At 28.6% G+C, this 16152-nt stretch carries 19 protein-coding genes and 1 tRNA gene; 18 read left to right on the top strand and 2 right to left on the bottom strand.

Annotated elements, in window-relative coordinates:
* Positions 1–47: 47 nt before the first annotated feature.
* The 10 genes from AVBRAN9334_RS01585 to AVBRAN9334_RS01540 all read left to right on the top strand — a co-directional run bounded on the left by AVBRAN9334_RS01585 (position 48) and on the right by AVBRAN9334_RS01540 (position 7852).
* Complete coding sequence (locus tag AVBRAN9334_RS01585) at positions 48–362, top strand: F0F1 ATP synthase subunit C (RefSeq protein ID WP_214115881.1); 315 nt, start codon at positions 48–50, stop codon at positions 360–362.
* A gap of 27 nt (positions 363–389) precedes the next feature.
* Positions 390–474: transfer RNA gene (locus AVBRAN9334_RS01580), tRNA-Leu, on the top strand.
* Between the two features lie 30 nt (positions 475–504).
* Entirely contained in the window at positions 505–870 is a 366-nt protein-coding gene (locus AVBRAN9334_RS01575) for a chemotaxis response regulator CheY (protein ID WP_214115879.1), read from the top strand.
* A 2-nt stretch (positions 871–872) separates the two neighbouring features.
* Complete coding sequence (locus AVBRAN9334_RS01570) at positions 873–1700, top strand: 50S ribosomal protein L11 methyltransferase (protein ID WP_336606837.1); 828 nt, start codon at positions 873–875, stop codon at positions 1698–1700.
* Positions 1693–3546 (top strand): ATP-dependent zinc metalloprotease FtsH, encoded by a 1854-nt coding sequence (ftsH, locus tag AVBRAN9334_RS01565; RefSeq protein WP_336606836.1) that lies wholly within the window; start codon positions 1693–1695, stop codon positions 3544–3546. Before AVBRAN9334_RS01570 ends, ftsH begins: the two co-directional genes overlap by 8 nt.
* Positions 3543–4130: a hypothetical protein gene (locus AVBRAN9334_RS01560; protein ID WP_336606835.1), complete on the top strand. Its 588-nt coding sequence runs from the start codon at positions 3543–3545 to the stop codon at positions 4128–4130. The genes ftsH and AVBRAN9334_RS01560 overlap by 4 nt, the downstream gene beginning before the upstream one ends.
* A 1-nt stretch (position 4131) precedes the next feature.
* The gene (pssA, locus tag AVBRAN9334_RS01555; RefSeq protein ID WP_214115871.1) at positions 4132–4860 is read left to right on the top strand and encodes a CDP-diacylglycerol--serine O-phosphatidyltransferase; all 729 of its coding nucleotides are present in this window, start codon (positions 4132–4134) and stop codon (positions 4858–4860) included.
* Between the two features lie 5 nt (positions 4861–4865).
* Positions 4866–5603, top strand: a complete 738-nt coding sequence (locus AVBRAN9334_RS01550; protein ID WP_214116012.1) for an NYN domain-containing protein — start codon at positions 4866–4868, stop codon at positions 5601–5603.
* A gap of 54 nt (positions 5604–5657) precedes the next feature.
* Entirely contained in the window at positions 5658–7169 is a 1512-nt protein-coding gene (locus AVBRAN9334_RS01545; protein WP_214120014.1) for a 2-isopropylmalate synthase, read from the top strand.
* Positions 7169–7852 (top strand): hypothetical protein, encoded by a 684-nt coding sequence (locus AVBRAN9334_RS01540; protein WP_336606834.1) that lies wholly within the window; start codon positions 7169–7171, stop codon positions 7850–7852. Before AVBRAN9334_RS01545 ends, AVBRAN9334_RS01540 begins: the two co-directional genes overlap by 1 nt.
* A 1-nt stretch (position 7853) precedes the next feature.
* Here the strand turns inward: AVBRAN9334_RS01540 and AVBRAN9334_RS01535 are convergent, their stop codons facing one another.
* Together AVBRAN9334_RS01535 and pnuC are read right to left on the bottom strand one after the other, a co-directional pair.
* Entirely contained in the window at positions 7854–8483 is a 630-nt protein-coding gene (locus tag AVBRAN9334_RS01535) for a thiamine diphosphokinase (RefSeq protein WP_336606833.1), read from the bottom strand.
* Positions 8480–9088: a nicotinamide riboside transporter PnuC gene (gene pnuC, locus AVBRAN9334_RS01530; RefSeq protein ID WP_336606832.1), complete on the bottom strand. Its 609-nt coding sequence runs from the start codon at positions 9086–9088 to the stop codon at positions 8480–8482. Before pnuC ends, AVBRAN9334_RS01535 begins: the two co-directional genes overlap by 4 nt.
* A gap of 160 nt (positions 9089–9248) precedes the next feature.
* Between pnuC and rpsO the strand changes: the two genes are divergently transcribed.
* From rpsO to AVBRAN9334_RS01490, 8 genes are read left to right on the top strand one after another with little or no spacing between them, the layout of a single operon-like run.
* Positions 9249–9521, top strand: coding sequence for a 30S ribosomal protein S15 (rpsO, locus tag AVBRAN9334_RS01525; RefSeq protein ID WP_214115856.1), 273 nt, complete (start codon positions 9249–9251; stop codon positions 9519–9521).
* Between the two features lie 29 nt (positions 9522–9550).
* Entirely contained in the window at positions 9551–9964 is a 414-nt protein-coding gene (gene ybeY, locus AVBRAN9334_RS01520; protein WP_214116010.1) for an rRNA maturation RNase YbeY, read from the top strand.
* Between the two features lie 49 nt (positions 9965–10013).
* Complete coding sequence (gene yajC / locus AVBRAN9334_RS01515) at positions 10014–10304, top strand: preprotein translocase subunit YajC (RefSeq protein WP_336606831.1); 291 nt, start codon at positions 10014–10016, stop codon at positions 10302–10304.
* Positions 10304–11890, top strand: coding sequence for a protein translocase subunit SecD (gene secD, locus AVBRAN9334_RS01510; protein ID WP_214115854.1), 1587 nt, complete (start codon positions 10304–10306; stop codon positions 11888–11890). Before yajC ends, secD begins: the two co-directional genes overlap by 1 nt.
* Positions 11890–12864, top strand: coding sequence for a protein translocase subunit SecF (gene secF, locus AVBRAN9334_RS01505; RefSeq protein WP_214115853.1), 975 nt, complete (start codon positions 11890–11892; stop codon positions 12862–12864). The genes secD and secF overlap by 1 nt, the downstream gene beginning before the upstream one ends.
* Positions 12864–13208 carry a DUF6394 family protein gene (locus AVBRAN9334_RS01500; RefSeq protein ID WP_214115852.1) on the top strand — a complete coding sequence of 115 codons (345 nt, stop codon included), beginning with the start codon at positions 12864–12866 and terminating at the stop codon, positions 13206–13208. The genes secF and AVBRAN9334_RS01500 overlap by 1 nt, the downstream gene beginning before the upstream one ends.
* A 10-nt stretch (positions 13209–13218) precedes the next feature.
* Positions 13219–15639 carry a leucine--tRNA ligase gene (gene leuS, locus AVBRAN9334_RS01495; protein ID WP_214115851.1) on the top strand — a complete coding sequence of 807 codons (2421 nt, stop codon included), beginning with the start codon at positions 13219–13221 and terminating at the stop codon, positions 15637–15639.
* Positions 15636–16112, top strand: a complete 477-nt coding sequence (locus AVBRAN9334_RS01490) for a hypothetical protein (RefSeq protein ID WP_214115850.1) — start codon at positions 15636–15638, stop codon at positions 16110–16112. Before leuS ends, AVBRAN9334_RS01490 begins: the two co-directional genes overlap by 4 nt.
* Positions 16113–16152: the final 40 nt, after the last annotated feature.

The raw sequence follows: 16152 nt of genomic DNA, 5'->3' as shown, positions 1-16152 counted from the left end.
TACGCAAGCCGAAAGGAAAATTATATATATTTTTATTAGGAGATTTTATGAAAAAGTTTTTATTAGTTTTACTTGCTTTTTCTAGTGTTGCTTTTGCTGCAGAAACTGAAATTGGTAGCGAGTTATTAAAAGCTTGTTCTGTTTTAGCTGCTGGTATTGGCTTAGGTGTTGCTGCACTTGGTGGTGCTATTGGTATGGGTCATGCTGCTGCTGCGACTATTGCAGGAACTGCTAGAAACCCTAGTTTAGGTGGTAAATTATCAACAACTATGTTTATTGCTATTGCGTTAATTGAAGCACAAGTAATTTATGCTCTAGTTATTGGATTAGTATTATTATACGCTAACCCATTTTTAGGATAATTTTAGGCTACTTTTGTAGCCTTTTTTGCGTTTATGGTGGAATTGGTAGACACGCTATCTTGAGGGGGTAGTGCCAACAGGTGTGCGAGTTCAAGTCTCGCTAAACGCACCATGAAAAATAATATTATAAAAGGATTTTGAAGTGAAATTATTAGTAGTAGATGATAGCTCTACAATGAGAAGAATTATTAAAAATACTTTACAAAGATTAGGTCATGAGGATGTTTTAGAAGCTGAACATGGCGTGGAAGCTTGGGGATTGTTGTGTGCAAATAGCGATATTGATGTTTTAATAACAGATTGGAATATGCCTGAAATGAATGGTCTTGAACTTGTTAAAAAAGTAAGAGCTGAAGCTAAATATGCAGATATGCCAATCATTATGGTAACTACTGAAGGTGGTAAAGCAGAAGTTATTACAGCATTAAAAGCTGGTGTTAATAACTATATAGTAAAACCTTTTACTCCACAAGTATTAAAAGAAAAATTAGAAGATGTTTTAGGATAATTATGCGTAATACTTATCAAGAATTAGTTATTAAAACAAATAATTTGGAGTTTATTAGTGATTTTGTATTTGCGTTTGATGTTGATGCAATTGAAGAAAAAAATGATGAATTAATTGTAAGAAGTGATAATAATCTTGATGATTTAGTTTTTGCATTAAGCGAGTTAAAACAAAAACTTAATGATGCTAATTTAAATATTAATCTTACTTATGAACTTTGTGAAAAAGAGAATAAGGATTGGATTAATGAATATAAGAAAAATATAAAGCCAATTTTAATAGATAATATATATATACATACTACTTGGCAAGAGCCTAAAGCAGGCTATGTAAATCTAAAAATAGACCCAGCTTTAGCTTTTGGCTCAGGTCATCATGAAAGCACAAATTCTTGTGTAGAATTTTTGCAAAAATATTATAAGGGTTGTAAAACAGGCCTTGATGTAGGATGTGGTAGTGGAATTTTATCTTTAGTTATGGCTAATTATGGCATTAGTGTTGATTCTTGTGATACTGATGAATTAGCAATTATGAGTACTAAAAATAATTTTGAGTTAAATAATCTTAAAATTAATAATATTTGGCAAGGTTCTTGCGATAAAGCCAAAAAGAAATATGATTTAGTAGTAGCAAATATAATTGCCGATGTGATATTAATTATTAAAAGTGATTTGATAAAAAGTCTTAATGAGAACGGAGTTTTAATTCTTTCTGGTATTTTAAATACTTATTCTGAAAGGATTAAAAGTCAATTTTCTTCACTAACTTTAGTTGATGAGAAAATAAAAGGAGATTGGCTAACTTTAGTTTATAAGGTGAAAAATGAATAATAATGAAAATAAGAATTCTAATAAAAATCCAATAGTTATATTTTTAATTTTTTCACTATTGGTATTTGGTGGGTTTTCTTTATTTTTTGAAGAAGGTGGAATAGCTGATAATGGAAATAAAATAAGTTATTCTGACTTTAAGAAAAAAATAGAGACAGGTGAAATAACAAAAGTTCAAATAGGACAAACTCAAATAAAAGGTAGCGGTCTTAACTCTAGTTATACTGCAAACTTAGTAAGAGATTCAAATCTTACTACTTTACTTGATAGTAAAAATGTAAATTACACATCTTATTCTGAAAATAACTTTTTATCTAATTTATTATTTACTTGGATAATTCCAATTTTTATATTTTTTGCTATTTGGGGATTTATTACAAATAGAATGCAAAAGAAAATGGGTGGCGGAATTTTAGGAATTGGAAACTCAAAAAAATTAGTAAACTCTGAAAAACCAAAAGTAAAATTTGATGATGTAGCAGGTGTTGAAGAAGCAAAAGAAGAAGTAAAGGAAATAGTAGATTTTCTAAAATACCCAGAAAGATATATTAAATTAGGTGCTAAAATTCCAAAAGGTTTATTATTGGTTGGACCTCCAGGCACAGGTAAAACTCTTTTAGCAAAAGCAGTTGCAGGTGAAGCTGATGTTCCATTTTTTAGTGTTTCGGGTTCAAGTTTTATAGAAATGTTTGTAGGTGTTGGTGCTAGCCGCGTTAGAGATTTATTTGAAAACGCTAAAAAAGAAGCTCCGGCAATTATTTTTATAGATGAAATTGATGCTATTGGTAAATCTCGTGCAGCAGGTTCACATATGGGCGGGCACGATGAAAGGGAACAAACTTTAAATCAGCTTTTAGCTGAAATGGATGGGTTTGGTTCAGAAAGCCCTGTAATTGTATTAGCGGCTACAAATAGACCTGAAGTGCTAGATGCAGCATTACTTAGACCGGGTCGTTTTGATAGACAAGTTTTAGTTGATAAGCCAGATTTTAAAGGAAGATGCGATATTTTAAGCGTTCATATGAAAGATGTAAAAATTGCTAAAGAAGTTAAAGTTGAAGATATTGCAAGACTTACGGCAGGACTTGCTGGGGCTGATTTGGCAAATATAATAAATGAAGCTGCATTACTTGCAGGAAGAAATAATAAAAAAGAAGTAGAGCAAGGCGATTTAACTGAAGCAGTTGAAAGAGCTATTGCAGGACTTGAGAAAAAATCAAGAAGAATAAGTGATAAAGAGAAAAAAATTGTAACATATCATGAGTGTGGACATGCTTTAATAGCAGAGACAACTAAAGGTGCTAAAAAAGTTACAAAAGTTTCTGTTATTCCTAGAGGTTTAGCAGCGCTTGGTTATACTTTAAATACTCCTGAAGAAAATAAATTCTTAATGCAAAAACATGAGTTGATTGCAGAAGTTGATGTTCTTTTAGGTGGTCGTGCAGCTGAGCATGTATTTATTAAAGAGATTTCAACAGGTGCTAGTAATGATTTAGAAAGAGCAACCGATATTATAAAAGCAATGGTTTCTATGTATGGTATGAGTGATATTGCTGGGCTTATGGTTTTAGAAAAACAAAGAAATCAATTCTTAGGTGGTGGTCAAACTATCAAGGATTATTCAGATGATATGGCTCATAAATTAGATGAATATGTTAAAAACTTACTTGATGAGAGATTTAAATCTGTTGTTGCTACTTTAGAACAATATAGTGGAGCAATTGAAACAATGGTTGAAAAACTTTATGAAAAAGAAGTAATAGAAGGTAGTGAAGTAAGAGAAATAATTAAAAATTATGAAATAGAAAATAATTTTGAAACTAGATTAAGTGAGATAGAAAAATGAATTTAATAGCAAATTGTGGAAAAAAGATAATATTAATTGCTTGGATAATATTTATATTATTTACTTTAATATTTTCTTTTTCTTGTTTGTTATTTTTAATTTTAGTATTACTACATTTATTTTATAAAAGGGTTGAGAGAGAAATCACTGATTATGATAATAATACTATAGTAAGTCCAATTGATGCAAAGGTAGTTGGAATATATGTTGATGAAGATAATAAAAATATAGTATTAACTTTAGAAAAAAATTATTTTAGCTTATTTTTAAATTCTTCAGAAGTTAGAAGTGTGATAAAGTCTGAAGATATTTATAAAAAGCAATTTAATGGTTTAAAATATAATGATAATTTTTATTCTAATGCTACTGAAATAGTATTCAATAAAGATATTTCATTAATTTTAAAACCTGCTAAGTATTGTGTAAATTCTTTTTATGACATAAAAAAAGCTTTTAAAGGTCAAAGAATTGGATTTTTTTCAACAGGATTAGTTGATATAAAATTACCATATAATTGCACTTTATTAGTTGGAATGCACGATAAAATCTTAGCTAATGCAGATATTGCAAAGATTGGAGAATAAAATGGAAAAAAATTCTCATAAATTAGCTTATATTTTACCTAATTTATTTACAGCAGCATCTATATTTTTAGGCGTTTTAAGTATTTTAGCGTCTATTAAAGGCGATTATGATAAAGCTATGATTTTAATTATAGTAAGTTTGATTTGTGATGGCCTTGATGGTCGTGTGGCAAGACTTACAAATACAGCTTCAAAATTTGGAGTAGAATTTGATAGTTTAGCTGATATTATTGCTTTTGGAGTTGCACCTGCGGTACTATTTTATTTTAATTTAGGTCAAGAGTATGGAAGACTTGGTTCTCTTGCTATGGCTGTTTTTATAATATTTGGTGCAATTCGCTTGGCTAGATTTAATGTTACAACAGGCACATATGACCCAAGAGTTTTTATAGGTCTTCCAATTCCAACAGCTGCGGTTGTTTTAGGTATTTGGGTTGTGTTTTATAAGCACCATTTTGATAATAATTCATTTATAGAAATTTTTATTATATTTCTTACGTTTTTATTGTCGTTTTTGATGGTGAGTAATGTAAGGTATCCAAGTTTTAAAAAGATAGAATTTCAAAAAGCAAATATTTTAAAAGCTTTAGTGATTTTAATTTTTATTTGTTCTCTTATATATTTACGCCCTTTAGAGATTTTTACCTTAATAATGAGCGCTTATGTTATTTATGGTTTATCAAGAGCGATTTATAATTTATATATAAAAAAGATTAAAAAAGTAGGATAAATATGTTGGATAATAGTAGCGTAGCAGTATTTATAGATGCAGAAAACATACCTGCTAAATATGCTAGAGAAATATTTGACTACGCTTCTAATTATGGAAATGTTATTATTAAAAGAATATATGCTGATTGGAGTAAAGAAAATATTCAAAATTGGCGTGAAAAAATATTTGATTATGGCATTATTGCAATGCAGCAATTTTCTACTTCATCGGGTAAAAACTCATCTGATATGTATCTTACAACCGAAGCTTTAAGCATATTTTATGAAAAACAAATAGATGTTTTTGTTATAGTTTCAGGTGATAGTGATTATACGAGTTTGGCTCAAAAATTAAGAGAAAACAAAAAATTAGTAATTGGAATAGGGACTAATAAATCTTTAAAATCATATGTAAATTCATTTAATGAGTTTTTTTATTTGGATAATGAAAAAGTTAAAAGTAGTGATAAAGACAGATTAAAAGCAATTCCAAAAGAGCAATTAAAAGAATTAGAACAAATAATAGATAATTTAATTGATGAAAAAACTAGAGCAGAATATGCAGTAATAAATACATATATGCAGAAAAAATATTCTGATTTTCATGCTAAAAATTATGGTTTTAGTAGTTTTAGACAATTAATTGAGAATTTTATTTTAAAACATAAGGAATATCAAGAAAAAGTATCTGATGATAGATGTACTTATTATCTTGTGAAAAATTCTACACTCCTTCGCCCAAACAAGGGCGATATAGACTAAAAATTTATTAATAATACATATACTAACAATACATTAAATTAAAGGAAAGAAAAAATGAGTGAAAGAATTATAATATTTGATACAACTTTAAGAGATGGTGAGCAAAGTCCAGGTGCTTCAATGAATACAGAAGAAAAAATCCAAATTGCTTTAGCGCTTGAGCGTTTGGGTGTTGATGTTATGGAAGTAGGGTTTGCAGCATCTAGTCCAGGAGATTACGAAGCGATTAATAAAATTGCACAAATTATTAAAAACTCAAGCGTTTGTTCTCTTGCAAGATGTGTAGAAAACGACATTATTCAAGCAGGTAAAGCACTTGAGCCAGCAGCTAAAAAACGCATTCATACTTTTATTGCGACAAGTCCAATTCATATGGAATACAAGCTTAAAAAAACTCCAGCAGAAGTTCTAGCAACTGCAGTTAAGAATGTAAAATTAGCTAAGAGTTTATGCGATGATGTTGAGTTTTCTTGTGAAGACGCTTTAAGAAGTGATGTAAATTTTTTAAAAGAAATGGCTGATGCAGTTTATGAAGCAGGTGCAAGGACATTTAATATCCCTGATACGGTTGGATATAGATTACCTGATGAGATTTATAAGGTATTTAAAGAAATTAGCGATTATACAAAAGGAAGACTTATAGTATCAGCACACAATCACAATGATTTAGGTTTAGCTACTGCAAACACACTTGCTGCTATTAAAGGTGGTGCTAGACAAATTGAAGTAACTCTAAATGGCTTAGGTGAGCGTGCAGGAAATGCTGCTTTAGAAGAAGTTGTGATGGCTTTAAAGGTTAGAGCTGATGAATTAGGCGAGTTTTATACCACAATTAATCATAAAGAAATTTATCCATCAAGTAGATTATTGTCAAATATAATCGGTGTAAATCCACAACCAAATAAAGCAATAGTAGGTAAAAATGCCTTTTCTCACGAAAGCGGAATTCATCAAGATGGCGTGTTAAAACACCCTGAAACTTATGAGATTATGAAAGCTAGTGATATAGGATTAGTTCAAGATAATTTAGTTTTAGGAAAACATAGTGGAAGAGCAGCGTTTAATGATAAATTAAAATCTCTTGGCTTTACATTAGATACTGATGAGTTAAATCGTGCATTTGCAGAGTTTAAAGACCTTTGCGATAAGAAAAAAGAAGTATTTGATGAGGATTTAATAGCAATAGTGGCTGCTGATAAGATTAAAATAGAAGAGAAATTTAAGCTTATAAATCTTCAAGTAAGCGATTGTTCATCAGCACTTGCGACTGCTGCTGTTACTATGGAGTGCGATGGAGAAATATTTAGCGAAGCTGCTATTGGAGATGGTGTAATTGATGCGGTATTTAAAGTAATTGATAGAGCTAGCAAGGTAAATGGTAGCTTACTTGATTATAAGGTTGATGCGGTTAGTAAAGGTAAAGATGCTTTAGCTCAAGTTAGTGTAAAAGTTAGCTTTGAAGGTCAGCGTGCAATCATTGGTCACGGGCTTGACCTTGATACTATGAAAGCTAGTGCTAAGGCATATTTAGGTGCATTAAATAGCTATATTTCAATGAATAAATGATGAAAAAAGTTATAGAATTTGTAACAGAATTTAATAAGTTTGCTAAGGATAATTCCTTAGCACTTATAGAATTAGAACAAGCAAATTTCATAGCTAGTTCAAAAGACACTTTAAATCTTAGTAATATTGTAAAAAATATTATTTCTATTAAATTTTATAACCTTTATAAAGGAATAATTTTTTCTGATTTAGATTTATTTGTAGATAGAATACAAATATCACAATTTAGCCTAATTGATAAAAAACATATGTTGCTTTTATTAATAGCTAGTAGAAGTGAAAAATACGCTCAAACTCTAACCAGTAGTTTAAGAGAAGATGAAAGAAAATTTCTTAATACTTATCTTAAAAAAACTAAGGAATTTGTAAATTATGTATTGGATAAAAACAATAAAGACGAAATAGCTTTATTTTTATATGATTTAAATTCTTTTAGAAAATACTTAAAAAAAGATGAATTTTTAATGCCTACGAAAATTTCTAATGCTTTTAATTGGGTTAAAAAAATTGATGATAAAAATATTTTAGATGAATTAGAAAATAGTAAAAAATCATTATTTTTATCAAGAAGAAAATATTATGATAAATTAAATATATATGAAGATGTTGTGAAAGATTATAAAAAATATGAAAAAAAATTAGATTTAATTATTAAAGAGTTTAAATCAAATTCTAATTTATAAATTAAGTAAAATTCAAATATACTAAAAGTTCTTTATTATTATGATTTTTTATACTAAAAGTATTGCCTAATGCTTCGTTTAAAGTCCCACTATTTAGATATTTAAAATTAAAATTATTTAGCTCATATTTAAGGTTTTGTGAGCTAAATTTAGCTCTTTTATCAAGGCAAAATAATGATATTTGCTGACCTTTATAAGAATTAGCAGTAAAATCAGTATTTTTTATAAAAAATTCCCCGTAATTTGTGATTAGTTTTAGATTTATTGTCTTATTAAAGCGATTTTTTAATTTAAAATATTGAAACAATAAAGCTATATTTGCTATAAAATGATCATCTCTTTTGCCCCCAGCACCAAGGATAAAAATATCACTAAAATCCATTGATAAAGCGTATTTATAGGCTTTTGTTAAATCATTTGTGCTTTGATTTTTGACTTTAATTATTTTTGCTTTTGTTTTTAGATTTTGAAAACTATCTAAATCCCCAATAATTACATTAGGCTCATAATTATTAGCCAAAAGCAAATTAGCAGCCCCATCACAAGCTATTAAAAAATCAGCATTTTTTAGATAATTTAAGGTTATTTTATTGGTGCAAAACTCCCCATTAGCCATAATCACGCAAGTCATTTTAAATCCTTTTTCCAAGAAAATAAGTAAATAATACCTAAGATAAAAAATAAAATCATAAGCATTAATACAGCTAAATTAGAACTATCTTCAATGTAAAGAATAGTCCAAATATAAATAGAAGCAATGTTTGAAATACTTATATAAATATAATGATTTATTATTTTTTTTAGACTTAAAATAGTTGCTATAAGCCCACTTGAGAATATAAAGCTTTCAAGATAAATAAATCTTGATTCTAAATTCTGTAAATAAAAAGAATAAAAATAAGCAATAATAAAAATTGCTATATAAATTAATATAAAATTTTTCAAGCTTAAAGTCTTAATTAAAGTATTTTTATTCCAATAAAAATAGCCATAAATCATCATAGGAAAATAGCATAATAAATACAAAAATACTTCTCCAAAAAGTCTATTTATATAAGCAATATAAGCATAAATTAAAGCATTAAATACACCTACAATAAAGCATAATTTATTTTTTACTCCCATTAATAATACATATAAAATTCCAGTAAAAAGGGCAAAAAAGTTTAAAACATTCGAATTGGTAAAATAAGCAAAAGCTAAACTAAAAATAAGCGAAGTTAAAAATAATCTCATAATATCTCCTTAATCAGCATTACCTGTCCAAGTTCAATGGGTTTAATCTCAGCTAAAAGCACCCCAAAAAAATCTTATTATAATTATAAAAATTAATAATCTTATTAATCAATTTGTTTTATAATCACAGCTTTTAATTTACACCAATTTGGAGGTCAAAATGGCTTTGGATTCGGCAAGAAAAGCTGAAATTATCAGCAAATATGCAAGATTTGGTGGCGACACAGGTTCGTCTGAAGTTCAAATTGCTTTACTTACAGAAAGAATTGCAATATTAACAGAACACTTAAAAGTATTTAAAAAAGACTTTTCATCAAGACTAGGACTACTTAAATTAGTTGGTCAAAGAAAAAGACTTTTAAAATATTTAAAAGCTACAAAATACGATGTTTATGTTAAATTAATTAACGAATTAAACATTAGAGATAAATAATTCTTAGCCCCTTTTTGGGGCAAAATACTATGATTTTATACGATAATTTAGAAGAAATTACCTACCTTGAAAAACTAGCAAATTATCTAAGCTCTAAAGATATTGAGCTTGTTTTAACCAATAATGATGAAATGCAAGAAATCAATAAAAATACAAGAAATATTGATAAAACTACTGATGTTTTAAGTTTTCCACACGATAATTCTTTTTTAGATACTAATTTTTTAGGCTCATTAGTTATTAATACCGAACTAGCAAAAACTAAAGCTTGTGAATTAGGGCATAGTTTAGAAGATGAAATATCTTTATTATTTATTCATGGAATGTTACATTTATTAGGGTATGACCACGAAATAGATAATGGCGAAATGAGAGCAAAAGAGATTGAGCTAATAAAAGAATTTAATTTACCAACAAGCCTTATAGTAAGAACTTTAGATTAAATCTTTTTATGTAGAATGATAACTATTTTATTTTTTAAAAGGATATTCTATGGAACAAAATGCTTTAGTTCAATTTTTACCATTAATCGTATTATTTGCGATTTTTTATTTTTTAATTATTCGCCCACAACAAAAACAAGCAAAAGCACATAAAGAAATGCTAAATTCACTTACTAAAGGTGATAAAATAGTTACTAATGGTGGTTTAATTGTTGAAGTTGTAAAAACTGAAGATGATTATTTAAAAATTAGATTAAATGATGATGTTGTTGCTAAATTAGATAAAAATTTTGTAGCTAGAAAAGTAGAAAACACAAATAATTCGGAAGCAACAAAATAATGCGTAATCAAAAAACAAAAAGTATCACATATCGTTTTTATGTTTTAGTTTTTGTTACACTTTTTGGCATATTTTTAAGTGTGCCAAGCTTTTTTTCTATAAATGGTCCTAAGATTAATTTAGGGCTTGATTTACAAGGCGGACTTCATATGCTTTTAGGTGTAGAAACCAATGAAGCTATAAAGTCTAAAGTAAAATCAATCGCTTCAAGTATTAATTATTCTTTTAATAAAGAAAATATTTTAACTGATGGATTTAAAAGTAATGATGGTGTAATACATTTTGAACTACTAGATAAAGATGATACTGCTAAAGTAGATAAAATAATTAAAGAACTAAAAGGCTTAAAAGTTAGTGTTAATAATTCTTTTTATGAGATTACTTTAACACCTGAAGAAGAAGTTCAAACTGCTAAATTTGCAATAGATCAAGCTGTAGAAACTATTAGAAATAGACTTGATTTATTTGGACTTTCAGAGCCAACTGTTGCTAAACAAGGTGAAGATAAAATCTTGGTTGAAATTCCAGGCGTAAAAACTGCTGAAGATGAGCAAAGAGCTAAAGATTTAATAGCTAAAGCTGCACATTTACAACTGATGGAAGTAGATAGAGCTAAGGCTGATCAAGGCAATATGTTAAGTCCTGAAGAAGCAGCAAGTTATGGAGATATTATTTTACCTGATGTAAAAGATAAAAATATTAAATATGTTTTAAAAGAATTACCTATTTTAGATGGCTCTATGTTAATTGATGCTAGAGTAGGATTTTCTGATAAAACTGCTCAACCTGTTATTAATTTTACACTTAATTCAGAAGGTGCAAAAATATTTGGAGATTTCACAGGTAAAAAAGTAGGTCATCAATTAGCAATAGTTTTAGATGGTAAGGTATATTCAGCTCCTAGAATTAATGAAAGAATAGGTGGTGGTAGCGGACAAATTAGTGGGAATTTCAGTGTTGAAGAAGCACACGATTTAGCTATTGCACTAAGAAGTGGGGCTTTATTAGCACCTGTTAAATTACTTGAAAAAAGAAGCGTAGGACCAAGTTTGGGTGCTGATAGTATCGAGCAAAGTTTAGTTGCACTTTTAGGTGTATTTTTGATGATTGTTGTTTTTATGGGAGTTTATTACGGAATTAGTGGTTTGTTTGCAAATATTGCTCTAATTTCTAATATATTCTTATTAGTAGCAGTAATGGCACTTTTTGGAGCAACGCTTACTCTTCCTGGTATGGCTGGAATTGTTCTAACCGTCGGTATGGCTGTAGATGCGAATGTTATTATTAATGAGCGTATTAGAGAGCTTATAAGAGATGGCGTTAATTTAAGAGATGCTATAAATAATGGTTATCATAACGCAATGAGTGCGATTTTGGATAGTAATCTAACTACTTTAATTACAAGTGCTGCATTATATGCTTATGGAACTGGTGCTATTAAAGGATTTGCTGTTACTATGAGTATAGGAATAATTGCATCTATGATAACAGCAATTATAGGAACTCATGCTTTATTTGATTTGTTTGCTAATAGAATTGAAAAAAGTGGCAATACAAGACTTTGGTTTGGTTATAGGAGAGTGTGATGCAAGTATTTTCTAGTAAAAAAATATATGATTTTATGAGGCTTAGATTTGCATCTATTGGCTTATCTTTTGTTTTAGTTATTGGCTCTATTATTTTATTATTTACACAAGGTCTAAATTACGGAATTGATTTTAGTGGTGGGACTTTAGTTCAGATAAAATATACTAATAAAAATGCTCCTTTAGATGATATTCGTAATATTTTAAATCAAAATGAAGCTTTAAAAGGTGCTAGCGTTACGGAATTTGGAAGTAGTGATGAAGTAGTAATTAGATTTTCAAGTTCAAGTGATAGTTTAGGTAAAGATGTAGGAGATACTATTGTAAAAATGTTATCTTCAACAGGTGATATTGAGCTAAGAAGAGTTGATATTGTTGGACCAAAAGTTGGTGGAGAATTAAGACAAAAAGGTTTAATGGCTATTTTAGTATCTTTTGCACTTATTTTAGTGTATATAGCTATTAGGTTTGAATGGCGTTTTGCTATGGCTGCAATTATTAGTGAAATTCACGATATTGTAATAGTTATTGGAGCGATTTCTCTTTTTCAAATTGATGTTAATCTTGATACCTTAGCAGCTATTTTAACCGTTTTAGGCTATTCACTAAATGATACAATTATTATTTTTGATAGAATTCGTGAAAGCATAAAAGAGAGTAAAAGCACTAATTTAGGCAGTATTATTAACGAAAGCGTATCAGCAACCCTATCAAGAACAACTCTTACATCAGGAACAACACTCTTTACGGTTTTAATTTTGTTTTTTTATGGTGGAGATATGATACACGGCTTTTCTCTTGCTTTAATAGTTGGGGTTATTGCAGGAACTTTAAGTTCAATTTTTGTAGCAAGCCCACTTTTAATGTGGTTTAATTTTAGTGTTAGTAATTATAGAACTAAAGAACTTGATAAAATCAAGAAAAAAGAAGAAAAAGAACGCCTAAGAGCAATGTATGAAAAAGGACAATTATAATGGATTTTGGAAGAGTAATTCATATATTCTTTACATTGATGAGCTTAACTACAACGGCTGGCTTTTTATATTATCAAAGCCCTGTGGCATTATTTATAGCAGCTAGCATTAATTTGGTTTCAACACTTTTAAAAATTGGTGTTAGAAATATTTTAAGCACAGAGATTTTTGCAAGTTCACTTGTAACTGATGTGCATTTAATAATAGCTTTTGTTTTAACTCAAATTTATGGAACTAGTATGAGTGATTTGGTATATAGTATGACAATAGGTGCTGTAATATCAAATATATTTACACTTATTTTAGTATTGATTGAAGCTATTAAAAATAAAGATGAATTTTAAGGACTAATTTATGTACAACGCAAAAGAAGTTGAGAAAAAATGGCAAGAAATTTGGGATAAAGAGAATTATTACGAACCTAGTAATGATTTTAGTAAAGAAAAAAAATATATATTATCAATGTTTCCATACCCAAGTGGTAAAATCCATATGGGACATGTAAGAAACTATGCAATAGGTGATGCTTTAGCAAGACGCTTTAGAACTATGGGCTATAATGTTTTACACCCACTAGGGTTTGATAGTTTTGGTATGCCTGCTGAAAATGCTGCTATAAAATATGGGCTTCATCCTAAAAAATGGACTTATGAAAATATTGATTATATGAAAAAAGAGCTTTATTCTTTAGGTTTTTCGTTTTCTAAGACAAGATTGCTTGCTACAAGTGATGAGATTTATACTAAATTTGAGCAAGAAATTTTTGCAAAAATGTATGAAGCAGGTCTAATTTATACAAAAAAAGCTAATGTAAATTGGTGTGATAATGATAAAACCGTTTTAGCAAACGAACAAGTTGAAGATGGCAAATGCTGGAGATGTGGTCATGAAGTAGAGCAAAAATCTATGAATGGCTATTATGTAAGAATTACAAAATATGCTGAAGAATTATTAAAAGATTTAAAATATTTAGAAGATAAATGGCCAAATCAAGTTTTAACAATGCAAGAAAATTGGATAGGCAAAAGCGATGGATTGGAATTTGAATTAGATGTATCAAGTTCTAATAAAGATTTAGATGGATTAAAATTCAGTGTATTTACAACCCGTGCTGATACGATTTTTGGACTTTCTTATTTTGCTTTAGCACCTGAACATGAAATTACTAAAAAAGTTTTAGAAACTAATTTAATAAGTGAAAATGATAAAGACAAAATTAAAGCTATGCAAAATATGAGTGCTAAAAATAGAGCTCAAAGTGAAAAAGAAGGCGTATTTTTAGGTATTTATGCAATTCATCCAATAACTAAAGAAAAATTACCTGTATGGGTAGCAAATTTCGTTTTAGCTGATTATGGTAGTGGTGCTGTTATGGCAGTTCCAGCTCACGATGAAAGAGATTTTGAGTTTGCTAAAAAATATAATTTAAATATAAAATATGTAATAAATGGCGAAAATAAAAAAGATAATGAACCTTTTACTGAATATGGAATTTTATTTGATAGTGCAGAATTTAGTGGCTTAGATAGTGCTAGTGCTAGAATTGCGATTGCTAAAGAATTTGAAAATAGAAAAATCGGTAAAAGTATAATCAATTATAAATTAAGAGATTGGGGTATATCTCGTCAAAGATATTGGGGAGCTCCTATTCCGATTGTTAAATGCGATACTTGTGGAAGTGTAGTTGAGAATAACTTGCCTGTAGCTTTACCTGAAGATGTAGTAATTGATGGAGAAGGAAATCCACTTGAAAAACACCCTACATTTAAACAATGTAAATGCCCTAAATGTGGAAAAGACGCAATTAGAGAGAGCGATACAATGGATACATTTTTCCAAAGTTCTTGGTATTTTGCAAGATTTGCAAGTAATCCTAGCAATTGGAATACAAAAGCAATTGATGATGAAGCAAAATATTGGATGAATGTAGATCAATATATTGGTGGTATTGAACACGCGATTTTACACTTATTATATGCTAGATTTTTCCAAAAAGCTTTAAGGGATTTAGGATATTTAAATGTAGATGAGCCGTTTGAACGCCTACTTACTCAAGGTATGGTTTTAAAAGATGGTGCTAAGATGAGTAAAAGCAAGGGTAATACGGTTGATCCTGATGATATTATTAAAAATTACGGAGCTGATACTGCAAGACTTTTCATACTTTTTGCTGCACCACCTCAAAAAGAATTAGAATGGAATGATAGTGCGGTTGAAGGTGCTTATAGATTTTTAAATAGACTTTATGATAAGGCTTTAGGGATTAATGTAGTTGATTTTAGTAATATAAATCACGCAAATCTTAGTAAAGATGATAAATTAGCAAGACTTAAAGTATATGAAGCTTTAAAAAAGGCTGATGATGTATTTAATAAAACTTACGCATTTAATACATTAATAGCTGCTTGTATGGAAGGCTTAAATGCTTTAAATAACGCAAGTAGTGATGAAGTTTTAAGTGAAGGTTTTGCAATAATTTTAAGCATACTTGACCCAATTATTCCACATTTAGCAAGTGAGTTAAGTGAGAAATTATTTAATAGAACAAATATTAAAACTTATGAATTAAAAGAAGAAGTATTTGTAAGTGATACAATAAAACTTGGAATTAGTATTAATGGTAAAAATAGAGCAGAGATTGAAGTTGATGCAAATGCTAATCAAGATGAAATTATCAAAATAGCAAAAGATAAAGCAGCTAAATGGCTAGAAGATAAGATTATCGTAAAAGAAATTTATATTCCTAATAAATTAGTAAATATTGTAATTAAATGAAAAAAATACTTTTAAGTTTTACATTATTTTTTTGTGCTTGTGGCTATGCACCTTTGAATGTAGCCACTAGCAAAATGTTAGGCGAAAGTGTCAATGTAATTACTATTATAAATAAGGCTGAACCTAAAGATAGTATTACTTTAAATGATAATTTTACGAATTATGTAGAACATTATATGCATAAAAGTGTTAGTAAAACTGCAGATAGTAAGATTATTTTAAGAATTCTTAGTAGTGAATTTATACCTTTATATTATGATGAATTTGGATACGCTAAGAGCTATAAAGCTATTATTAGATTAGAATTTAATGTAACTTTTCAAGATGAAACAACTAAAAAAATTATAACTTCAGGCGAGCATATTTTTAATACAAATACAATTAGTGTTTTAAGTGATGAGCAAAAAAGTAGAGCTATTAATTTAGCTAGCCAAAAGGCGTTTAACGAATTTGCTTTAAGAATTATTATGTAGTTAATAATTAATTTTGTTTTGTTAGTATTAAGAAAAAATT

It is taken from the genome of Campylobacter sp. RM9334 (assembly GCF_020138145.1).
Taxonomy (GTDB): domain Bacteria; phylum Campylobacterota; class Campylobacteria; order Campylobacterales; family Campylobacteraceae; genus Campylobacter_E.
This window is presented reverse-complemented; position numbering and strand designations above follow the sequence as displayed.